Annotated in this window: 16 protein-coding genes; 7 read left to right on the top strand and 9 right to left on the bottom strand. The window is 48.0% G+C overall.

Features of this window, described 5'->3' with window-relative positions; all coding sequences use genetic code 11:
* On the top strand, positions 1 to 147 hold a 147-nt coding region (locus ACIQZ3_RS07320), incomplete at its 5' end, for an IS3 family transposase (protein WP_397391763.1).
* 161 nt (positions 148 to 308) lie between these two features.
* On the opposite strand, the gene ACIQZ3_RS07315 is transcribed toward ACIQZ3_RS07320, so the two are convergent.
* A complete protein-coding gene (locus ACIQZ3_RS07315) occupies positions 309 to 809 on the bottom strand; it encodes a DUF1993 family protein (protein ID WP_397391758.1) in 501 nt (166 codons plus the stop codon).
* A gap of 38 nt (positions 810 to 847) precedes the next feature.
* Positions 848 to 1,672, bottom strand: coding sequence for a tetratricopeptide repeat protein (locus ACIQZ3_RS07310; RefSeq protein WP_397391756.1), 825 nt, complete (start codon positions 1,670 to 1,672; stop codon positions 848 to 850).
* Between the two features lie 133 nt (positions 1,673 to 1,805).
* On the opposite strand from ACIQZ3_RS07310, the gene ACIQZ3_RS07305 reads away from it, so the two are divergent.
* On the top strand, positions 1,806 to 2,006 hold the full coding sequence (locus tag ACIQZ3_RS07305; protein ID WP_397391754.1) for a hypothetical protein: 201 nt from the start codon (positions 1,806 to 1,808) through the stop codon (positions 2,004 to 2,006).
* Here ACIQZ3_RS07305 and ACIQZ3_RS07300 read toward each other — a convergent pair.
* The gene (locus tag ACIQZ3_RS07300) at positions 1,968 to 5,474 is read right to left on the bottom strand and encodes a UvrD-helicase domain-containing protein (protein WP_397391752.1); all 3,507 of its coding nucleotides are present in this window, start codon (positions 5,472 to 5,474) and stop codon (positions 1,968 to 1,970) included. The two genes, ACIQZ3_RS07305 and ACIQZ3_RS07300, sit on opposite strands and share 39 nt — an antisense overlap.
* Complete coding sequence (locus tag ACIQZ3_RS07295) at positions 5,471 to 8,470, bottom strand: PD-(D/E)XK nuclease family protein (protein ID WP_397391750.1); 3,000 nt, start codon at positions 8,468 to 8,470, stop codon at positions 5,471 to 5,473. Before ACIQZ3_RS07295 ends, ACIQZ3_RS07300 begins: the two co-directional genes overlap by 4 nt.
* A 141-nt stretch (positions 8,471 to 8,611) precedes the next feature.
* On the opposite strand from ACIQZ3_RS07295, the gene trxA reads away from it, so the two are divergent.
* From trxA to ACIQZ3_RS07270, 5 genes are all read left to right on the top strand, one after another.
* Entirely contained in the window at positions 8,612 to 8,938 is a 327-nt protein-coding gene (gene trxA, locus ACIQZ3_RS07290) for a thioredoxin TrxA (protein ID WP_062309025.1), read from the top strand.
* A gap of 225 nt (positions 8,939 to 9,163) precedes the next feature.
* On the top strand, positions 9,164 to 10,426 hold the full coding sequence (gene rho, locus ACIQZ3_RS07285) for a transcription termination factor Rho (protein ID WP_046330324.1): 1,263 nt from the start codon (positions 9,164 to 9,166) through the stop codon (positions 10,424 to 10,426).
* Between the two features lie 146 nt (positions 10,427 to 10,572).
* Positions 10,573 to 10,917, top strand: a complete 345-nt coding sequence (locus tag ACIQZ3_RS07280; protein ID WP_015421284.1) for a type B 50S ribosomal protein L31 — start codon at positions 10,573 to 10,575, stop codon at positions 10,915 to 10,917.
* A 103-nt stretch (positions 10,918 to 11,020) separates the two neighbouring features.
* Positions 11,021 to 12,748, top strand: a complete 1,728-nt coding sequence (locus ACIQZ3_RS07275; RefSeq protein WP_397391748.1) for an ArnT family glycosyltransferase — start codon at positions 11,021 to 11,023, stop codon at positions 12,746 to 12,748.
* Between the two features lie 3 nt (positions 12,749 to 12,751).
* A complete protein-coding gene (locus tag ACIQZ3_RS07270) occupies positions 12,752 to 14,143 on the top strand; it encodes an MATE family efflux transporter (protein ID WP_397391746.1) in 1,392 nt (463 codons plus the stop codon).
* Between the two features lie 26 nt (positions 14,144 to 14,169).
* On the opposite strand, the gene ACIQZ3_RS07265 is transcribed toward ACIQZ3_RS07270, so the two are convergent.
* The 5 genes from ACIQZ3_RS07265 to ACIQZ3_RS07245 form a co-directional block, all read right to left on the bottom strand.
* Complete coding sequence (locus ACIQZ3_RS07265; RefSeq protein ID WP_397391743.1) at positions 14,170 to 14,682, bottom strand: hypothetical protein; 513 nt, start codon at positions 14,680 to 14,682, stop codon at positions 14,170 to 14,172.
* Between the two features lie 26 nt (positions 14,683 to 14,708).
* Positions 14,709 to 15,200 (bottom strand): hypothetical protein, encoded by a 492-nt coding sequence (locus tag ACIQZ3_RS07260; protein ID WP_397391740.1) that lies wholly within the window; start codon positions 15,198 to 15,200, stop codon positions 14,709 to 14,711.
* 112 nt (positions 15,201 to 15,312) lie between these two features.
* Complete coding sequence (locus ACIQZ3_RS07255) at positions 15,313 to 16,323, bottom strand: Bug family tripartite tricarboxylate transporter substrate binding protein (protein WP_397391738.1); 1,011 nt, start codon at positions 16,321 to 16,323, stop codon at positions 15,313 to 15,315.
* A gap of 6 nt (positions 16,324 to 16,329) precedes the next feature.
* Positions 16,330 to 16,893, bottom strand: coding sequence for a disulfide bond formation protein B (locus ACIQZ3_RS07250; protein ID WP_397391736.1), 564 nt, complete (start codon positions 16,891 to 16,893; stop codon positions 16,330 to 16,332).
* Between the two features lie 5 nt (positions 16,894 to 16,898).
* Complete coding sequence (locus ACIQZ3_RS07245; RefSeq protein ID WP_397391733.1) at positions 16,899 to 17,057, bottom strand: DUF5993 family protein; 159 nt, start codon at positions 17,055 to 17,057, stop codon at positions 16,899 to 16,901.
* Between the last annotated feature and the right edge of the window lie 30 nt (positions 17,058 to 17,087).

Below are 17,087 nucleotides of genomic sequence, written 5' to 3'. Positions count from 1 at the left end.
TTCTACCAAAAGAAGTTTGACAGCGTCCAATCTTTTAAGGTTGAACTTAAGGAATACATCCACTACTACAACCACGATCGAATCAAAGAAAAGCTAAAGGGATTAAGTCCGGTGCAATACCGAACTCCATCCCTCGTGCTAACCTAATCAAACTGTCCAACTTTTGTGGGTCAGTTCATTTGGCGGTTTAGCTTACTAACAAAAGGCAAACGCCAGGATAGCTGGATCATCCAAGAACGCATTCGAGGTGTAGATACTTGCCCGATATAGCCAGGCATGCCCTACTTCGATGATCTCTATTACACGCATCAGCCGAGATAATCCGCTTTGCCGAGCTCAACACCGTTGTGACGCAAGATGTTGTAAGTAGTCGTGACATGGAAATAGAAGTTTGGGATGATCCAAGTCAGTACATATTGCTCACCTACAAACTCAAAACTCCACTCTTTAATCGAGAACTTGATCTCTTTTGCTTCTGTACCGTCAATCTGCTCAGGCTTAACACTGTCCATAAAGGCAATTGTTTTGGCGATGCGCTCTTTTAATTGAGCCAGCGTGCTTTCGGTATCGTCAAATTTAGGCGCCTCAACACTAGCCAAACGTGCCAATCCAAGCTTCACTTGATCGCAAGCAATTTGTACTTGCTTGGCTAAAGGAAGCATATCCGGAAATAAGCGCGCCTCTACCAAGACCTTGCCATCGATTCCTTTTGCGATTGCATGCTCTTCAGCCTTCGTCAAAATAGTAGTCAGGTTGACCAGCATTTTCTTTAACTGGGGAACCGATGCTTGGTACATGGAAATTGCCATAAATACTTTCTTATATGAATTGCTAAATTAAGAGCGAATTAAACGTCACTCATGAAATCGCCACCACCACTGTCATCCCATGAACTTACGCTGCCATCATCCCAAGAGCTGGCATCACGCACACCAAAGTTTGGATCTAAGGATGCTGGGCCACCTACTTGGTTCATGTTGGAGTTGGCATTGTGATCTGCATTGGAGTGACCGCCATCGCGCCCACCCATGAGGTTACTTGCTAATGCTTGGCCAGCGTACATGCCGGCACCCAATGCGGCACCAGTAGCTAAGCTACCCATCAAGCCACTTCCCATGCCACCGGCTGGGGCGCCAGGATATCCAGGACCACCAGGGTAACCAGCAGGGCCGCCTGGAGTTCCAGGAAAACCAGCGCTTGGCGCGTTGTAGACCTGTACTGCTTCTGCCTTACGACGCTTCATCACAATCACAACGCCGACTACCAAGATCGCGATCAAACCCCAGAAGAGTGGATTGCTGAAAATAGATGTCTGACTGGCAGCAGGTGCAATTTGAGTGCTAGCCAATTGCACTTGGAGTTTTTGCACGGACTCAGGTTGAGCAAAAGGCAAACCAGGAGCTAAGTTTTGCGCTTTGATGAAATGATTGCGCGCTGCCTCTAACTTACCTTCTTTAAGGTATAGCTCAGCAGCTACATAATGTGCCTTGGCACTATTGGGATGATTCTGAAGAACCTCTTTCATCATGGCATCGGCTTTGGCCATCTGCCCAGATTGCGCGGCTTGATATACCTCAGGCAAAGTTGCCTCAGCAAATGCTGCGTTGCTAGTTAGCAGTACCGCTGCCGCGAATACGCCAACGAATAAATTAATTAATTTACGAATTGTCATCATGACTCCTTGTAGGATGTTTCGTGCGAATTTCATTATCCCCAGTTTGGGGATTTTTGCTATTCCCTACTTATATAGGGTCTTTAGGGTGTATTTCAAGGGGGTAAAGCTTGGAATTGGCCATCCTAATCGCATGAAACGAATCATTAGACCCACTGCGGAAGAAGATGCCGCGATCACAAAAGCAGCGATGGCAGATCCAGACTGCATTCCATTCACCGATGAAGAGTGGGAAGCAGTTAAACATACTGTAGTTCGCGGTCGAAACAAGCTCTCAGATCAAAAAGTCAGCAAATTAAGCAATTTCCCGAATCTCACCCTTGGCGGAGATTAAAAAAGCCTTTGCAGACTTGTCCGGACGTATTCTGGCCAGCTCTTGTTTGTAGTTATTCAGTTGCGCACGGTATTTGTTGTGTGCTTCGCTACCCCCTTCGGGGATAGTGAGTTTGTAATCAAGAATAGCCAAGTGATCGTCAAACTCTACTAAGCGATCCAAGCGGAAGCTCTTGCCATCCAGGCTCACAATGTCAACCTCGTTCCAGGCTTGCACCCACTGATTTGTAGTGAGGTATGACTGGAGCTCCTGCGTGTTGAGAACAGTAGTTGCCTGGTCTAGCGCTTTACTTGCTGATTCATTGCTAATGCCAAGCCAGCGAGCTATTTGCTCTGCACTCATCGCCTCTGGTTTTGCTGCCCCAGTCTGTAGAGTGAGATGCTCTAGCAGTTGATGAAAGTGCACACCCTCTTCCAATATTTTGGAGTTATCTGGCGCGCCGCCATCGTCCTGGAAGGCTTCAAGAGTCACGCCACTTTCAATATCTTTAAGTTGCTGCTCGTGACTCACTTTAGCTGCACCCCAGGAAACCTCAAAGTCATCCATCATGAAATCATTTGGGTTTACCGCCTTCTGAGTTGCAGTCGATGGGCTTGTGATTTTTTGTTCTATAGCTTGATCTTCCAGAATGGCCAACTGGCCTAGCATCGCCCTGCCATACCAAGACTTCTCATCCAAGCCGATAGGATTCTTCGCGGTGGGTGCTTTTGCTACACCACTAATCCAAAGACCCTGCTTTGCTCTGGTCATTGCCACGTAGAGCAGATTCCAGTTCTCATTCTTACCAATCAGCAATTCGCGTTCACGCACTTCGCTACGAGGATTGGTTAAGGTGCCCAAGGTGTACATCGACAAATGGCTAGGACTCTCGCTCTCGGGCGGCCAATCCAATAAGACACCGCGATGATCCACATTGCCTTCGGTGTGATTAGCATCAAGCATGATTACAAATGGCGACTCCAAGCCCTTTGCTCCATGAATTGTCATCATGCGCACGCGCTTGTTTTTATCCTCCTCGGATAACTCATTCCCTTCATCCAGCTCTACGAGATCTGCTTCTACCTCAACATCGCCCTCATCTGGCGTCTCATTATCATCGCCACGTCGAATGGTGTTGATCTCCTCAATAAAGCGACCCAAACTTGGGTAACGGCCGCCATCTTGGTTGAGCGCTAACTCGAGGAAGGCATCGAGATTTGCCAAGACCTGTGCGCGGGCAATCTCTTGAGCGGCACTCGCATATTTGATACGCAAATCGCTCTCTTGATAAATGCGATCTAGCAAGTCATGTACTGGCAGGCGCTCACCCAGCATGCGCCAATGCTCTAAATAACGCGCTGCCTGCATCAAGCCTGTATCTGGACTATCTTGCAAAGCATCCCACCAAGACCGATATTGATCTAATGCCATTGCCTTGCTAAGACCCTGCATTTGGCTTTCGGTAAATGTAAAGATCGGACTTCTCAATACCTGTGCGAGCGGTAAATCGTGACGCGGCGTCACCAAGACAGTTAAGAGCGCTATCAGATCGTCAATCTCTAAAGTATTGAGTAAACCACCAAGTCTTGAGCTCTCAAATGCTAAGCCCGCCTCACGAAGTGCGCGCTCAAACTGTGGAAGATGCTTGCGGCGTTTAACCAACAATAAGAAATCGCTCTCCCTAGCCTTGCGCCAGACCTCTTTACCATTCACGCGATCAACTACAGCGCGCGTCTGAATGAGGTGCTGTATCAATGCGCTGACCTGCTGACCCTCAACGTAGCGCTGAGTGATGTCAGCAGTTTGTCGCGCATCCACAATCGCTTCCTCAAAAGCATTGCCCGCTCTTTGCTCCAACTCTTCGGCTTCGTATGTCACCAAAGGCAATAAATAGGCTTCGCCCTCGCTTGAGTGTGGTGGGTTGTCAGAATCTCCTGCTGGCGCTTGCCATAAGGTGTTTTGCTTAGTGAATGGATATGACTCAGGCAATTGCTCAATAGCAAAGATCTGATTGACTGCTTCATTGATTTTCGGTGCATTACGGCGGGTGGTGTTTTGATTTAATGAGGCCGCCCGCATCTCTTGTATTAAGAAAGCCTCTGCATCATTAAATAATCTCGGGTCAGCTCGGCGGAATCGGTAAATCGATTGCTTAGGATCCCCTACGATAAAGACGGTAGGCTTAGATTCATCCTGACCATAACCTTCTAGCCATGCCCGCAGAATTTGCCACTGCAAGGGATTGGTGTCCTGGAATTCATCCACCAAAATATGCCTGTACTTTGCATCTAGTCTTGACTGTAAGTAGGCTGCATTAGCAGAGTCCGCCATTAATTGGCTGACGCCGATCTCCAGATCATCAAAGTCACGGACACGCATGGACTCTTTAGTTGCGTTCACGCGATCCATCATTGCAGCACTCATTGCAAACCAAGCTTCATTTAGTACGAAGGCTTCTTGCTCTTTATTCCAAGCAACAAATTCTAAGAAAGCAGTTGCCCAAGCTTGCTTATAAGTCACATGCTCTTGTTCACGATCTAGCTCACCCTCTTTTTTAAGATATTTCTTGAGATCACCTGCGGCTTTGTCATTCGAGGTGCGATTGGTATCGTCTTGAGTCAAAAATACGGACTGCAATGCTGCAACGATCTCCATTACATCGCCCCCGCTAGCCTTGAGGTCGATTGCCATCTGAATGGCGGGTGCGTAGGCTATTTCAGTAGCACTACTATTACTAAAGCAGCGATGTAAAAACTCTAAATCTGCTTTGGCATTGATGGCATTCCAAACTCCATTGAGCGGATTGCCAATCTTCAGCCTCGATAAATCCGTTTTCAGTTTCTCAATAGGGGTAGTGCCATGAGCTTTACATGTTTGCGAGAAGAATGTCCAAGCCCCTCTTTGTTTAAAGAGACTGTAATTGCTCATTAAGAATTTTTGAGTCTCACTTGCGCCAAGTGTCTGTAGCAAAGTGTCGTAATGCGCCTGAATGCCTTCGGGTAAATTACTCCACCAGTCATCCAGGCACTCGTCTTGTAAACGCTTTGCGTCTTCTCGCAAGCTAAAGCCTGGCTGTATACCGGCTGAGATTGGCGCTGCACCTAAGAGTCTGCCAAACCAGCCATGGAAGGTATCAATCACAATACCTTGTGGACTTGCCAGCACTTTGGCGTAAAGAGACTTGGCAGTAGGCAGCAATGCCTTCGCCTCATCAGCACTCAGGCCACGTTCAGTTAAATGCCCAATGAGCTGCTCATCATTCGATTGAGAAAACTCCTCTAGTAAACGATAGAGGCGATCACGCATCTCTTGCGCTGCTTTGCGTGTAAATGTGAGCGCGAGGATCTCTTGCGGCTTAGCACCAGCCAAAAGCAGGCGGGCCATACGGGCGACTAATAACCAAGTTTTTCCGCTACCTGCGCATGCGGATACGATCACCGAGCGATTGGGATCACAAGCAATATTGACCGGGAAAGTAGAGATACTCACCACATCCCCTTTCTGCAAATACCCCTAGCTTCGCAATACTGGCAAACGCTATCGGGTGCAAATGCCTTGAGAGGCCTGCCAGACCAGAGTGATTGCACATCCTCAGTGATTTGCTCAGAAAATTCTTGCATGAGCTCTGGCATCTCTGCGATAACTACTGAACGCTCAGCCTCATCACTATCATTTTTCACTTCAGCCTTCAAAGCAACCCACTCAGCTGCATTGACTGCGTACCCAGGGATCTTCTTGCTCTCATTAGAGGCTCTGGCATAGATTAATAGCTGTGGGTCATCCAATACCACTTCGGAGCGCCGCTTTACCTTGGTCAAGCTCTGATTCTTATAGTCAATGACTGATGCAGTTTTGTGATCATGGATGCTGACATCAAACCGGTCTGCATAACCTTCAATACGAATATGACGCTCGCTGCCATCCACATCCGTAAACGGCAGATCAAACCCGACCTTCACTTCGGCATCGTAAAACTGCCAACCCTGGGACTCACGATCTAACTGCCACTGAATAAAACTTGGGATTTGTTTTTGCCAATCCCTTAAGACACCTAAGACTCTGGCGTCACCTTCAATTAAACGCTTAAAGACCTGCTCGGAGATCAGTGTGAGCTGATCTTGCATCCAAGCGCGGCGTAATTCTGGATCGACGGTGATTGATGCGGTGGTTTTTTGCGCCTCGCTTTTCATGGCGTGATAGAAATTACGCAAGATCTTGTGCAAAGTTTGACCGGCTAGTGAAGCATCAAAGCCCTCCTCAAAACCTTTGAGCTTACGTAGGCCCAGCAAACTACGGACGTAGTAGCGATAAGGACAGTCACGCAATGCTTTGTAAGCACTCGGACTCATCGATACCGGCATTGGTAGATCTGCGTCTAGTGTTGCGATCGCCATTTGCGATGGGGCTGCCGTGCCACTGCGAGGTGCGAACAAGGCGCTGGCATTTTCTGCCTGCCAATTGGGTAAATCAATTTGAAGGCGCTGAATCCAGGCAGATGGTCGTAGTGGCTCCCCGCTCTTGCTCTTGCTTTGCCAAAGGAGATCGACACTGGGGAATGAAATCAACAATTGAGATAAATCACGCGCCTGCTGAATAAACTGGGCCTCAATACTGGATCCACCCAAGAGTCGATTCAGGGTATCCGAGAAAAATAATGGGGGCTCAGAAAATGCAGGTAGTTGCTGTTCATCACAACCCACCATCACTATGGATTCAAATTCTCTAAAGCGGGTGGAGCTCAATGGCAAGATGCTCAGGGTAGCTGCCGCACTAATGCCCTTCTCTTGGTAAGAAGATTCTTCAATTACCGTCTTTAATAAACTCAACCATTCATTGAGGCGCATGGAGATCTTCTGATGCTCTTCATTAAAATCAAATGTTTCCAGCAGCTCAAGCAACTGCGTACCAGCGGAGTCTGTTTCTAATCCCTGAATCATTCCCATGAAAGCAAGATCATCCATGAGGTACTCATGTGCAAGAGCGCAATTAATCTTGACTCCACGCCAACGATTCAGCCGACCACGAATGGATTGCAGCAGCTCTAGCAAAAGCGGATTAGGCGCAGCGGAGCCATGCGCGACCGATCCCTCGATCGCCATATGAAACGTTTCCCAGCCGGATTTAGCTTGACTGGCAATCAACATATCTTCGAGCTGCGCCACCAATCCATTTAAGGACTCTGCATCACGAGAGCTATTGGAGTTCAGACACTTTCCAAGATCTAAGAATGGGTTTTGCAAAAACTCCAATAGGTCGGCCGCACTCGGCCCCTCTGTCGGCGCACGCAATAACTCGAGCCAGCTATTGAGCGCTGCTGCTGCTCTGGTAGTGGACAGCTTCCAACCAGTTTCATCCTGAATTTTGAGAGATGGTCCAAGACGCGCCAGTAATGCACGCGCCCTTCTGGCAACAAGACGATCTTGGGCTACCAAAGCGATATTGGTTTTTCCATCGATCAGTTGCTGCTCAATGGTTTTAGCGGTTGCCCAAGCCAACTCTTCAAATCGATTGGCGGCAATGAGATCCCAACGCTCTGGGTGCGCATTGCTGATATTAGTTTGAATGGTTTTTTGCCTTTGCTCCTCAGGCATCTGGGGGCTTAATGCTTCTGCCCAGAGTGCAACGGATTCCCAGTTCATCGTCACCTCAACTGCTGAGGCGTACTGCGCATAGTCCGCTAAATATCCTTGAATAAGCTGCTTATCAATTGGCGTTGGATCTGCCGTCTCCACCCAAATTAAAGGTCTTGCATTTAAAGACCCTCCATTTGCTTGTGCAACGTTCTTGGCAGCCTCAAGATGGGCAGCCATAGCAAATTGCTTTCTGAATGCGGGATCGCTTGGGCTGGTGATGTATCTCCAGAATGTCAGCAGCACTTGCGCTTCTTGATCCACCACTTTTCTAGCAAGTGCTGGGTATGCCTGCCCAATAGTGCGATCCAATAATGGTTCAAGTGTCTCAATCCAAGATTGCGCATTTTGATTAATAAGCTCTTCTTGATTTGATATCAGCTGATGCAGCTCTTGCTGAAGACTGGGCGCTATGGAATTAGATAAGGTGTCGCAAGCTGCAATGATGGCCTGGGCCAATCCCCACGACCCCGCCTCAGTTTCTGCTTTAAACCAGGTTTGTAATTGCTGATGTTTGCGCAGAGTCGCATAAACCGATAACCAACGCTCTAGATCGGTTTGCTTCTGGGGGAATTTCCATGCGCCTGGTGCTGCCTCTAGCCAATCGTTAAAGCTCATGACTTGGGGCAGGAAGGCAATATGGCTTGGCAGGTCTTTGGGTCGGCACTTTTCTAGGGCGGCTCTCACCCCCATTAATGGGCCTGCAGTACTCAGCACCACTAGGGGACGCTCGTTTGTTTGCTTCGCACAATTCCAAACACCCTCGGCGAGCGACTTCAGGGCGCTGGCATCAGGGGCTATTGCCCAAGCATGTGGCTGCTTTTGCTCGCTTAGGATTGGGAATGGGTGCGGCATGGACAGTTGTTCTGGGGCTGGCTTTGGGGCTAGTTTGTGAGCGATTTTTAGAATTTAGGCAGAAAGTGTGGCTTATTGCTAATATAAGCGTTGTAGCGCAATCACTATATAAAACTAAATAAGACTAATTAAGGAATTTTCATGAGTGCCGGCATCAAATATGTAACTGACGCTTCTTTCGAGCAAGACGTTCTCAAGTCCGATAAACCTGTTCTCCTGGACTTCTGGGCTGAGTGGTGCGGTCCTTGCAAGATGATTGGTCCTATTTTGGAAGAGCTTGCTGGCGAATACGGTGACAAGATCCAAATCGCTAAGATGAACGTGGATGAGAACCAAGGCGTTCCTGCCCAGTTCAATATTCGCGGCATCCCGACATTGATCCTCTTTAAGAACGGTACTGTTGCTGCTCAAAAAGTAGGCGCTTTGGCCAAATCCCAGTTGACTGCATTTATTGATAGTCATCTGTAAATAATCGTCGATCACAGGCTCACTGGGTGAGCCTGTGGTTTTCAGCTGTTTTTTAGTGTAGTATCTACTTCAACGCACTTTCAGTGCCCCGATTTCTAGTATTTTTCCCCTCCCCTTCTTTTTTAGCAAATCCCCCCAAATTCTGTTTTCCCAATCTGTCTGATGCCCATCTAGACAGCGATACCCCAAAACAAATCTATATCCTTATCTACACCCGAGAACCACATGCAATTATCTGAACTCAAAGTACTCCACGTATCCGCCCTGCTTGAAATGGCAGCCAGCCTGGAGATTGAAAATACCCAACGTATGCGCAAACAAGAGTTGATGTTTGCCATTCTCAAGAAGCGCGCCAAGGAAGGTGAATCTGTTTTCGGTGACGGTACTTTGGAAGTGCTGCCCGATGGCTTTGGTTTCTTGCGCTCCCCGGATGCCTCTTACATGGCTTCTCCGGACGATATCTATATCTCCCCTGCACAGATCCGCCGCTTTAACCTGCACACCGGTGACAGCGTTGAAGGTGAGGTTCGCACTCCTAAAGATGGTGAGCGTTACTTTGCATTGGTTAAGGTAGACAAGATCAACGGTTTGGCCCCTGAGGCCCTGAAGAACCGCATCATGTTCGAGAACTTAACGCCTTTGCATCCGAATCGCGTCATTCAGTTAGAGCGTGACATCAAAGCTGAAGAGAATTTAACTGGCCGCATCATCGACATGATCTCCCCGATTGGCTATGGCCAGCGTGGCTTGATCGTGTCTTCACCTAAATCCGGTAAGACCGTGATGATGCAGCACATCGCCCATGCGATTTCCGCAAACAATCCAGATGCAATCTTGATCGTATTGTTAGTTGATGAGCGCCCTGAAGAAGTTACTGAAATGCAGCGCTCTGTACGCGGTGAAGTAGTTGCCTCTACATTTGATGAGCCAGCTGTGCGTCACGTTCAGGTTGCCGAGATGGTGATTGAAAAGGCTAAGCGTTTAGTTGAGATGAAAAAAGACGTCATCATCTTGCTTGACTCCATTACCCGTCTTGCGCGCGCTTACAACACCGTTATCCCCTCATCCGGAAAAGTACTCTCTGGTGGTGTGGATGCCAACGCATTACAACGTCCAAAACGTTTCTTCGGTGCTGCACGTAACGTCGAAGAAGGTGGCTCACTCACCATCATCGCCACTGCCTTGATTGAGACTGGTAGCCGCATGGATGACCTCATCTACGAAGAGTTCAAAGGTACCGGCAATATGGAAGTGCACCTTGAGCGTCGTTTGGCTGAGCGTCGTGTTTACCCTTCAATTAACCTTAACAAGTCCGGCACCCGCCGTGAAGAGTTGCTGGTTAAAGCTGAAAACCTCCAGAAAATCTGGGTATTGCGTAAATTATTGGCCGATATGGACGATATTGAGGCGATGAACTTTATCGTTGATAAGCTCAAATCCACCAAAAATAACGGTGAATTCTTCGATTTAATGCGTAAGGGTGGCTAATTTAGGCTCTCAGAGTAGGTAAAAGTGCGCTTTGTTGTTGATTTCATGGCATAATTTCGCCTTTACCGCTTTAATAATTTGCATTTAACTTGGGTAAGTATTTAGGTCTTAGGACCCGAACGGCTGCCTGCTAATAGGACTTAATAATGAAACCTGGCATTCACCCCGAATATCGTGAAATCGTCTTTGTAGACGTTTCTAATAACTTCAGCTTCAAGACTCGCTCCACTATGTCTACTAAAGAGACAATCAAGTGGGAAGATGGCAATGAATATCCATTGGCCAAGATCGAGACTTCATCTGAGTCACACCCTTTCTACACTGGTACCCAGAAGATTATGGATACTGCCGGTCGTGTTGAGAAATTCCGTCAGAAGTTCGGCACCAAAGCTGTTGCTAAGGCAACTGGTGATGGCGCTGCAAAAACAGCTGAGAAAAAAGCTGCTGCTGCAGAAGCTAAAGCTGCTGAAAAGCCAGCTAAGAAGAAGTAATAGGCTTACTCTACAAAGGGGCTGGGGTTTGGATATTCACTATTCACCCCCCCTGCGAGATAATCAAGGCAGCGTTTGCTGCCTTTTTTATTGCTAGTTTTTTATGGTTAAACTCACCGCCGCCGCCACCACCTCCATCCCACGCATCATTATTTTTGCATTGACCTTGGTCTATGGTTTTGCTGGCCTCTTTGCGCGTGATCCCTGGAAGAATGAAGATGCCATCGGTTTTGGTGGCATGTGGACTTTGCAACATGGCAAAGCACTTGATTGGATTGTTCCGCATCTAGCTGGGCGCGACATCTCACTTGGCTCACCCTTTCCTTACTGGCTAGGTGCCACCCTAATGGATCTATTTGGTCCATTGATTGGAGCGGCTAATGCTGCACGCCTTTATGCAGCAGTTTGCTTCTTCGCTTCTGCATTGGCCATTTGGTATGCGACCTACCTATTAGGACGTCGTCAAGAAGTTCAACCCATGGTCTTAGCAGTTGGTGGTCAGCCAGGTCGTAAAAACTATGGCATGACTTTAGCCGATGGTGCGCTATTGATTTTCTTGGCCTGCGTCGGCCTTGCACAACGCGCGCATGAGACTACGCCCATGATGGCGCAACTCATGGGCATCAGCATTGTCTTGTACGGCACAGTGCGTGGCCTGGATAAACCATGGCAAGGTGGTTTATGGACTGGCCTGGGCATTGCGATCGCTGCGCTTTCGAGCAATCTCACACTCAGCCTCATCATCGTCAGCTCCACCATCATTGCAGTCATTGCTAGTAATGCGAAGTTACGTTTTCGCTGGACTTTGACTAGTACGGTTTTAGGCCTCATTGGTTTTGCGATTTGGCCTGCGCTTTGGTATTTGGGCAACCTCACTCCAGAGTGGCGTCATATCGCCGAAGAAGGCTGGAGCAATATGCCAGAGATGCGCGCAACGCCTTCTATTGAATCCCTCGGGTTTTTGAGCGTTAACTTCTGGGCTTATGCCTGGCCAGTTTGGCCATTGGCCATCATCTCCCTCGCCCATTGGGGTCGAGTCAAAGAAGCAGGTCAATGGCGCGCTCCTCATCTCTGCATTCCGCTTAGCTTGTTTATTGGTTGCTTAATTTATGCCCTGTTCAGACTAGAAGCCAATGAACATGACCTGATCATTTTGATTCCAAGCCTATCGATCATTGCCGCATTTAGTTTACCGATTCTCAAACGTAGTCTCATTAGCTTCATCGATTGGTTTGCGATGTTTAGCTTCACCATGATCGCTTTGGCTATTTGGATTATTTGGTTAGCTAAAGTAACCGGCTTCCCAGAATCCACTGCTGCCAATTTGGCGAGACTCTTACCAGGCTTTCAGGCGCAGTTTGACTACTTTGGTTTTGTTGTTGCCCTCATTATTACCGGCATCTGGTTAGCGATTGTGCGCTGGAGAACTTCACGCGCTCCAAAAGAAATCTGGCGTTGTCTCATCATCTCTGCTTCTGGCACTACCTTGATGTGGGTGCTGTTAATGACACTGTGGTTGCCAACCATTAATTATGCAAAGACCTATCGCTATGTTTCTGATCGTCTGGTGCAAATTATTGCCAACACACCAGGGTGTATTGATACCAGCAATCTGGGTTCTGCACAGCTAGCTTCATTTAGCTACTTCACCAAACTGCCTTTGCGTGATGATCCTAGCTGCAATCTCATGCTGACCCATAGCTCTTTAGAAGCCAAGGCATACGCTAGCCTTAATAAAAAGCAAATTGAATTGCTTTGGGAAGATCGCCGGGCATCTGACCGTGATGAGCGTCTGCGCCTCTATCAAATTACCCCCGCTGGTAAAGAATAAAACGTGTTGCACTTTAAGTTATCGCGTCTGCGCAAGGATATTCCCTCTCTATTAAAACTTGCTGGACCATTGTTGATTGGTCAGCTGGCAGTGATTACTTTTGGCGTTTTGGATACCGCCATGACAGCGCGCTACTCCGCTGATGACTTGGCTGCTCTTGCAATGGCCTCCGCCATTTTTATCAGTATCTATGTTGGTCTGACTGGCGTAATCTCTGCCCTAGCCCCAATTGCTGGACAACTCTTTGGTGCCAAGCGTTTTGGTGAGATCGGTGAAGAAGTGCGTCAGGCCACTTGGCTAGCGGTAGGCCTGACCTTATTGGGTGGCGCCATTTTGCTCAATGCTGATCAGCTACTCCAAATATCTCAAGTCACGCCTGATATTGAAGGCAAGGCTAAGTTGTATCTCAACATCTTGGCTATTGGTTTACCTGCCAGCATGGCAATGCGTGTACTGATGGCGCTGCACAATGCTGTTTCAAGGCCAGCAGTAATTACCGTAGTGCAGCTGATTGGCCTGGGTTTAAAGCTACCACTCAATCTTCTATTCATTTATGGCGGTCTTGGTATTGAAGGTATGGGTGGTCCAGGCTGTGCTGTGGCTACCGTCATCATCAATTGGTTTTGGCTCATCATCACGCTGAGCTTTGTGCTCTTTGATAGCTTCTATAGGCCATTTAAGATCTTCGCGCGTTTTAGCTGGCCAGACTGGCATCGCATCTGGACTCTACTGAAATTAGGCGCACCTATTGGTTTTAGCTACTTAATTGAAGTAACGTCCTTCACCTTTATGTCGCTCTTCATTGCACGCCTTGGCACTACTGCTTTGGCTGGCCACCAAATTGTGGCGAATATGGGAACGGTAATTTACATGGTCCCCTTATCCCTCTCCATTGCAACCATGACATTAGTCTCTCAATCGATTGGAGCTAATAAGCAAGAACGGGCCGAAGAGATTGGTTGGTCATCAGTCTTCTTCACCACCACCTTGTGCATCACTATTGGTATTGCAGTGTGGATCTTCCGAGTTCAACTTTTAGACCTCTATGACCCCCCCGCAGAAGTCAAAGTATTTTCGATTCCGCTATTTTTGTTTATCGCTTTTTATCAAGTGTTTGATGCCCTGCAGATTACTGCGGCATTTATTCTGCGCGCGTATCGCATCGCCTTCTGGCCGATGTTGATTTACGCAGGTTCACTGTGGGGTGTAGGCTTGGGTGGCGGCTACTTGATGGGGTTCAATGTCTTTGGCAATACGCCAGACTTTTTACAAGGCGCTAATGGCTTTTGGGCTGGCAACAGCATGAGCTTAGGATTAGCTGCACTGCTTTTGCTCTACCTCTTTAGAAAAACAGCGGCGCGTTTTGAGAAAACGCATCCGCCGGTTGAGGTCTAGTCGAGATTTAATTCCAGCAATCAGATTTACTGAATAGGTTTAAATCCATTGGGAGGCATTGATGGCTTGCCTTGTGGAATGTTGTATCCATTGTTTTTACTGCCACCAAAGTTTTGAGTTGGATAGCTAGGCACCTGATTGCCTTTGGAATACATGCACTGCTGATAGGCGATGTTGTATTGAACCTGCCCCTGATTTTGCTTGCCAGAGGAGTTCATGGCACCTAAAGCGGCGCCGCCAAGCAAACCAATACCTGCGCCAGTGCCAATGTTCTGGCTACTACCGCCCTGAATCACTGCACCAGCAGCCGCACCTAAAGCAGCGCCAATGGCTGCACTGGTCGCACCCTCTTTGAGGGCTGCATTACTAGCATCCTTAATCGCATTTGCAGCGAACTCACGACACTGTTGATCTTCTTGCTGGAAGACTTCAAAAGGCTTGCCCTCACGCGGCATGATCGCAACAGTTGGGCCCGTTGGCGCAGAGACGCACGCAGCTAAAGAGCTGATGAGCGCCAATGTCAGTACAGTACGTTTCATATTGATTCCTTAAATCGGATAACTATTTAATTGTGGCTACGTTGCCGTGTCGATACATTGCCAGATGGCGGCATTGCTGGCTGAGTCTGCCATCCAGATGCGCAACTTTGCACATATGGGAAATACTGCCCACTCGCTTCACAGTAATACCAAACTGGAGGCTGAGGCTGGGAAGCCAAAACCATTGGTTTCTGTGGTGCTGCATAAGTAACTACCGGTGGACTTGAGTAAACCACGGGTGGAGCATAGTAGCCAGCCCCAAAGGGATAGCCATAGCCAGCGCCGTAATATCCGCCACGCCAACCTGGACCCCAGCCACCACCCCAACCAGGACCGTAAGCTGCTGGGCGCCAACCGCCACCATAGCCGCCGCCGTAACCGCCCCCAACAGAAACAGCCCAACCCACATTACCCGCTTGAGCTGCTACCGGAGCAAGGGTAAATAGGCCTGCTGCTGCAAAGAGCGTCAGAACCGCTTTAGACACAACTGAGTTGTATTGCTTTTGGCTTGTTTTCATAATGGACCCCATTAATTGGTCGCCTCCTACTACCTTTAACGCTTCACCCAAATCCAGGCTGACAAGAATTGGGCTTTTATTGGAATATTTATTACTTTAGCTTTTAGACTGATTACTCTAATTTTGCGCCTGATTTGTAAATCACTCTACCCCATTTACTGGTCTCAGCTTGAATCAACTTGGAAAGCTCTTGTGGGCTCCCTGGAGCCGGATCTAAGCCGCTAGCCAGTAACTTTTTTCTGACATCAGACCGGTTGAGGGTTTGGCGAGTCAAATTATTTAAACGTTTTTGTAGAGCCGGAGGAAGATTTGCTGGCGCCATGAGCGAGAACCATGAGGTTGCCTCAAATCCAGGCAAACCTTGCTCTGCCATGGTCGGAATCTCCGGATCTGCTGGAGAGCGTTTTAAGGTAGTGACTGCCAAAGCCTGCACCTCTCCCGCCTTGATCAGAGGGAGTGATGATGACAGGTTATCGAAGAGCATGGAAATCCGGCCACCAATAAGATCAGGTAAAGATTGGGCTCTGCCTTTGTAGGGAATATGCCGAATCTGTACACCAGTCATTTCCTTAAACAGTTCACCAGACATGTGCAAGGAAGTGCCGACACCAGAAGATCCGAAAGTAAGTTCATTGGGTTTGGCTTTAGCCAGTTCAATCAGCTCATGCAAATTACTCACGCCTAACTTCTCATTGACTACCAATACATTAGGAGTGCTCGCCAAGAAACTAATGGGCGTGAAATCATTAATCGGATGAAAGGACATCTTGTCATAAAGTGCACCGTTGATGGCATGGATACCTACTGTGCCAATGAGGAGTGTGTAGCCATCTGGCTCGCTCTTCGCCACAAGGTCAGCCCCGATATTGCCGCCATAGCCTGGACGGTTTTCTACGAGAACCGGTACACCTAAACTTTGTTGCCAACTCTCAGCTAATACGCGCGCCAAAATATCGGGGGCTCCACCAGGAGTGAATGTCACCACAATCCGAATCGCTTGTTTAGGCCAAACGGTATTGGGTTTGCCAGTTTGAGATTGAGCAGTATTGGCGAGGCCTAAGCAAACCAGTAAAACTGCCAGGCCCTTAACCACCCTAGAGTTGACCGGCTTGAGATCACTCATGCTGACTTAAAAACCAAAACGAGTGCGCAACAAGATCCATCCGTCATATTTAATGGGATCATCAGCGCAGGGGCCAATGCCGCATTCCAAAAGCGTGGAAGCCAGGTTAGCAAAGACGAGAACAATAAATAGAATGATTAATGTATTTGCAAACACTGAGTGTGAACGCACGTCACGATTAGGCAGCATCAAAAGAATAGCAAGACCAGCCAACAAGCCAACGTAACCTAGATAGACCCAAGTATAAAAATGCAACTCGAGAAACGTTTTTCCAAATCCCTTGTCGCCCGGAAGAATATGCAAGAAAACTTGGCGTAAGGAAACCATCATCCCCGTTAAGCCGCCAATAATGCCCCAACCGTAGTGAGAAGAATGCGCACCAAAACGAATATTGAGAACTAGTGCAAAACCGATGATCACAAAACCCATGCGTTGGATTAAGCACAACGGGCAAGGTAACTCACCAAAATAGAGTTGATCAACAAAGGCATAAGACAACATGCCAATAATCGCAACTAGAGCCAGTTGATTGCCAAGGGCAGCTAATGAAGGAAAGGAATGTTTACTCACGTTCGTTACAGACTGATCTTGAGGTGGTCAGTCGCATGAATGCGAAACCAGAACATGAGGATGCCAAGGGTAATAGCAAGCATCACTAAACCAGCCAGACGCTTCTCAAACCAAACAAGGACGAGACCGATAAAGGCTGTCAGGAAAGGTAGGAACATGTACATAAATGAATTCTAGCGCAGGTCGTTCTAGAA

The sequence above is a fragment of the Polynucleobacter sp. genome, from assembly GCF_044342855.1.
In the GTDB taxonomy this organism is placed as follows: Bacteria; Pseudomonadota; Gammaproteobacteria; order Burkholderiales; family Burkholderiaceae; genus Polynucleobacter.
Note: the sequence above shows the minus strand (reverse complement) of the source record. Positions and strands in the feature narration are given on the sequence as shown.

Excerpts from the sequence above, each read along its gene's own strand:
- ACIQZ3_RS07275 (WP_397391748.1), top strand. The coding sequence starts at position 11,021 with ATGGTTAAACTCACCGCCGCCGCCACCACCTCCATCCCACGCATCATT.
- ACIQZ3_RS07280 (WP_015421284.1), top strand. The coding sequence starts at position 10,573 with ATGAAACCTGGCATTCACCCCGAATATCGTGAAATCGTCTTTGTAGAC.
- ACIQZ3_RS07295 (WP_397391750.1), bottom strand. The coding sequence starts at position 8,470 with ATGCCGCACCCATTCCCAATCCTAAGCGAGCAAAAGCAGCCACATGCT.
- ACIQZ3_RS07310 (WP_397391756.1), bottom strand. The coding sequence starts at position 1,672 with ATGACAATTCGTAAATTAATTAATTTATTCGTTGGCGTATTCGCGGCA.
- trxA (WP_062309025.1), top strand. The coding sequence starts at position 8,612 with ATGAGTGCCGGCATCAAATATGTAACTGACGCTTCTTTCGAGCAAGAC.
- ACIQZ3_RS07255 (WP_397391738.1), bottom strand. The coding sequence starts at position 16,323 with ATGAGTGATCTCAAGCCGGTCAACTCTAGGGTGGTTAAGGGCCTGGCA.
- ACIQZ3_RS07315 (WP_397391758.1), bottom strand. The coding sequence starts at position 809 with ATGGCAATTTCCATGTACCAAGCATCGGTTCCCCAGTTAAAGAAAATG.
- ACIQZ3_RS07245 (WP_397391733.1), bottom strand. The coding sequence starts at position 17,057 with ATGTACATGTTCCTACCTTTCCTGACAGCCTTTATCGGTCTCGTCCTT.
- rho (WP_046330324.1), top strand. The coding sequence starts at position 9,164 with ATGCAATTATCTGAACTCAAAGTACTCCACGTATCCGCCCTGCTTGAA.
- ACIQZ3_RS07305 (WP_397391754.1), top strand. The coding sequence starts at position 1,806 with ATGAAACGAATCATTAGACCCACTGCGGAAGAAGATGCCGCGATCACA.
- ACIQZ3_RS07260 (WP_397391740.1), bottom strand. The coding sequence starts at position 15,200 with ATGAAAACAAGCCAAAAGCAATACAACTCAGTTGTGTCTAAAGCGGTT.
- ACIQZ3_RS07265 (WP_397391743.1), bottom strand. The coding sequence starts at position 14,682 with ATGAAACGTACTGTACTGACATTGGCGCTCATCAGCTCTTTAGCTGCG.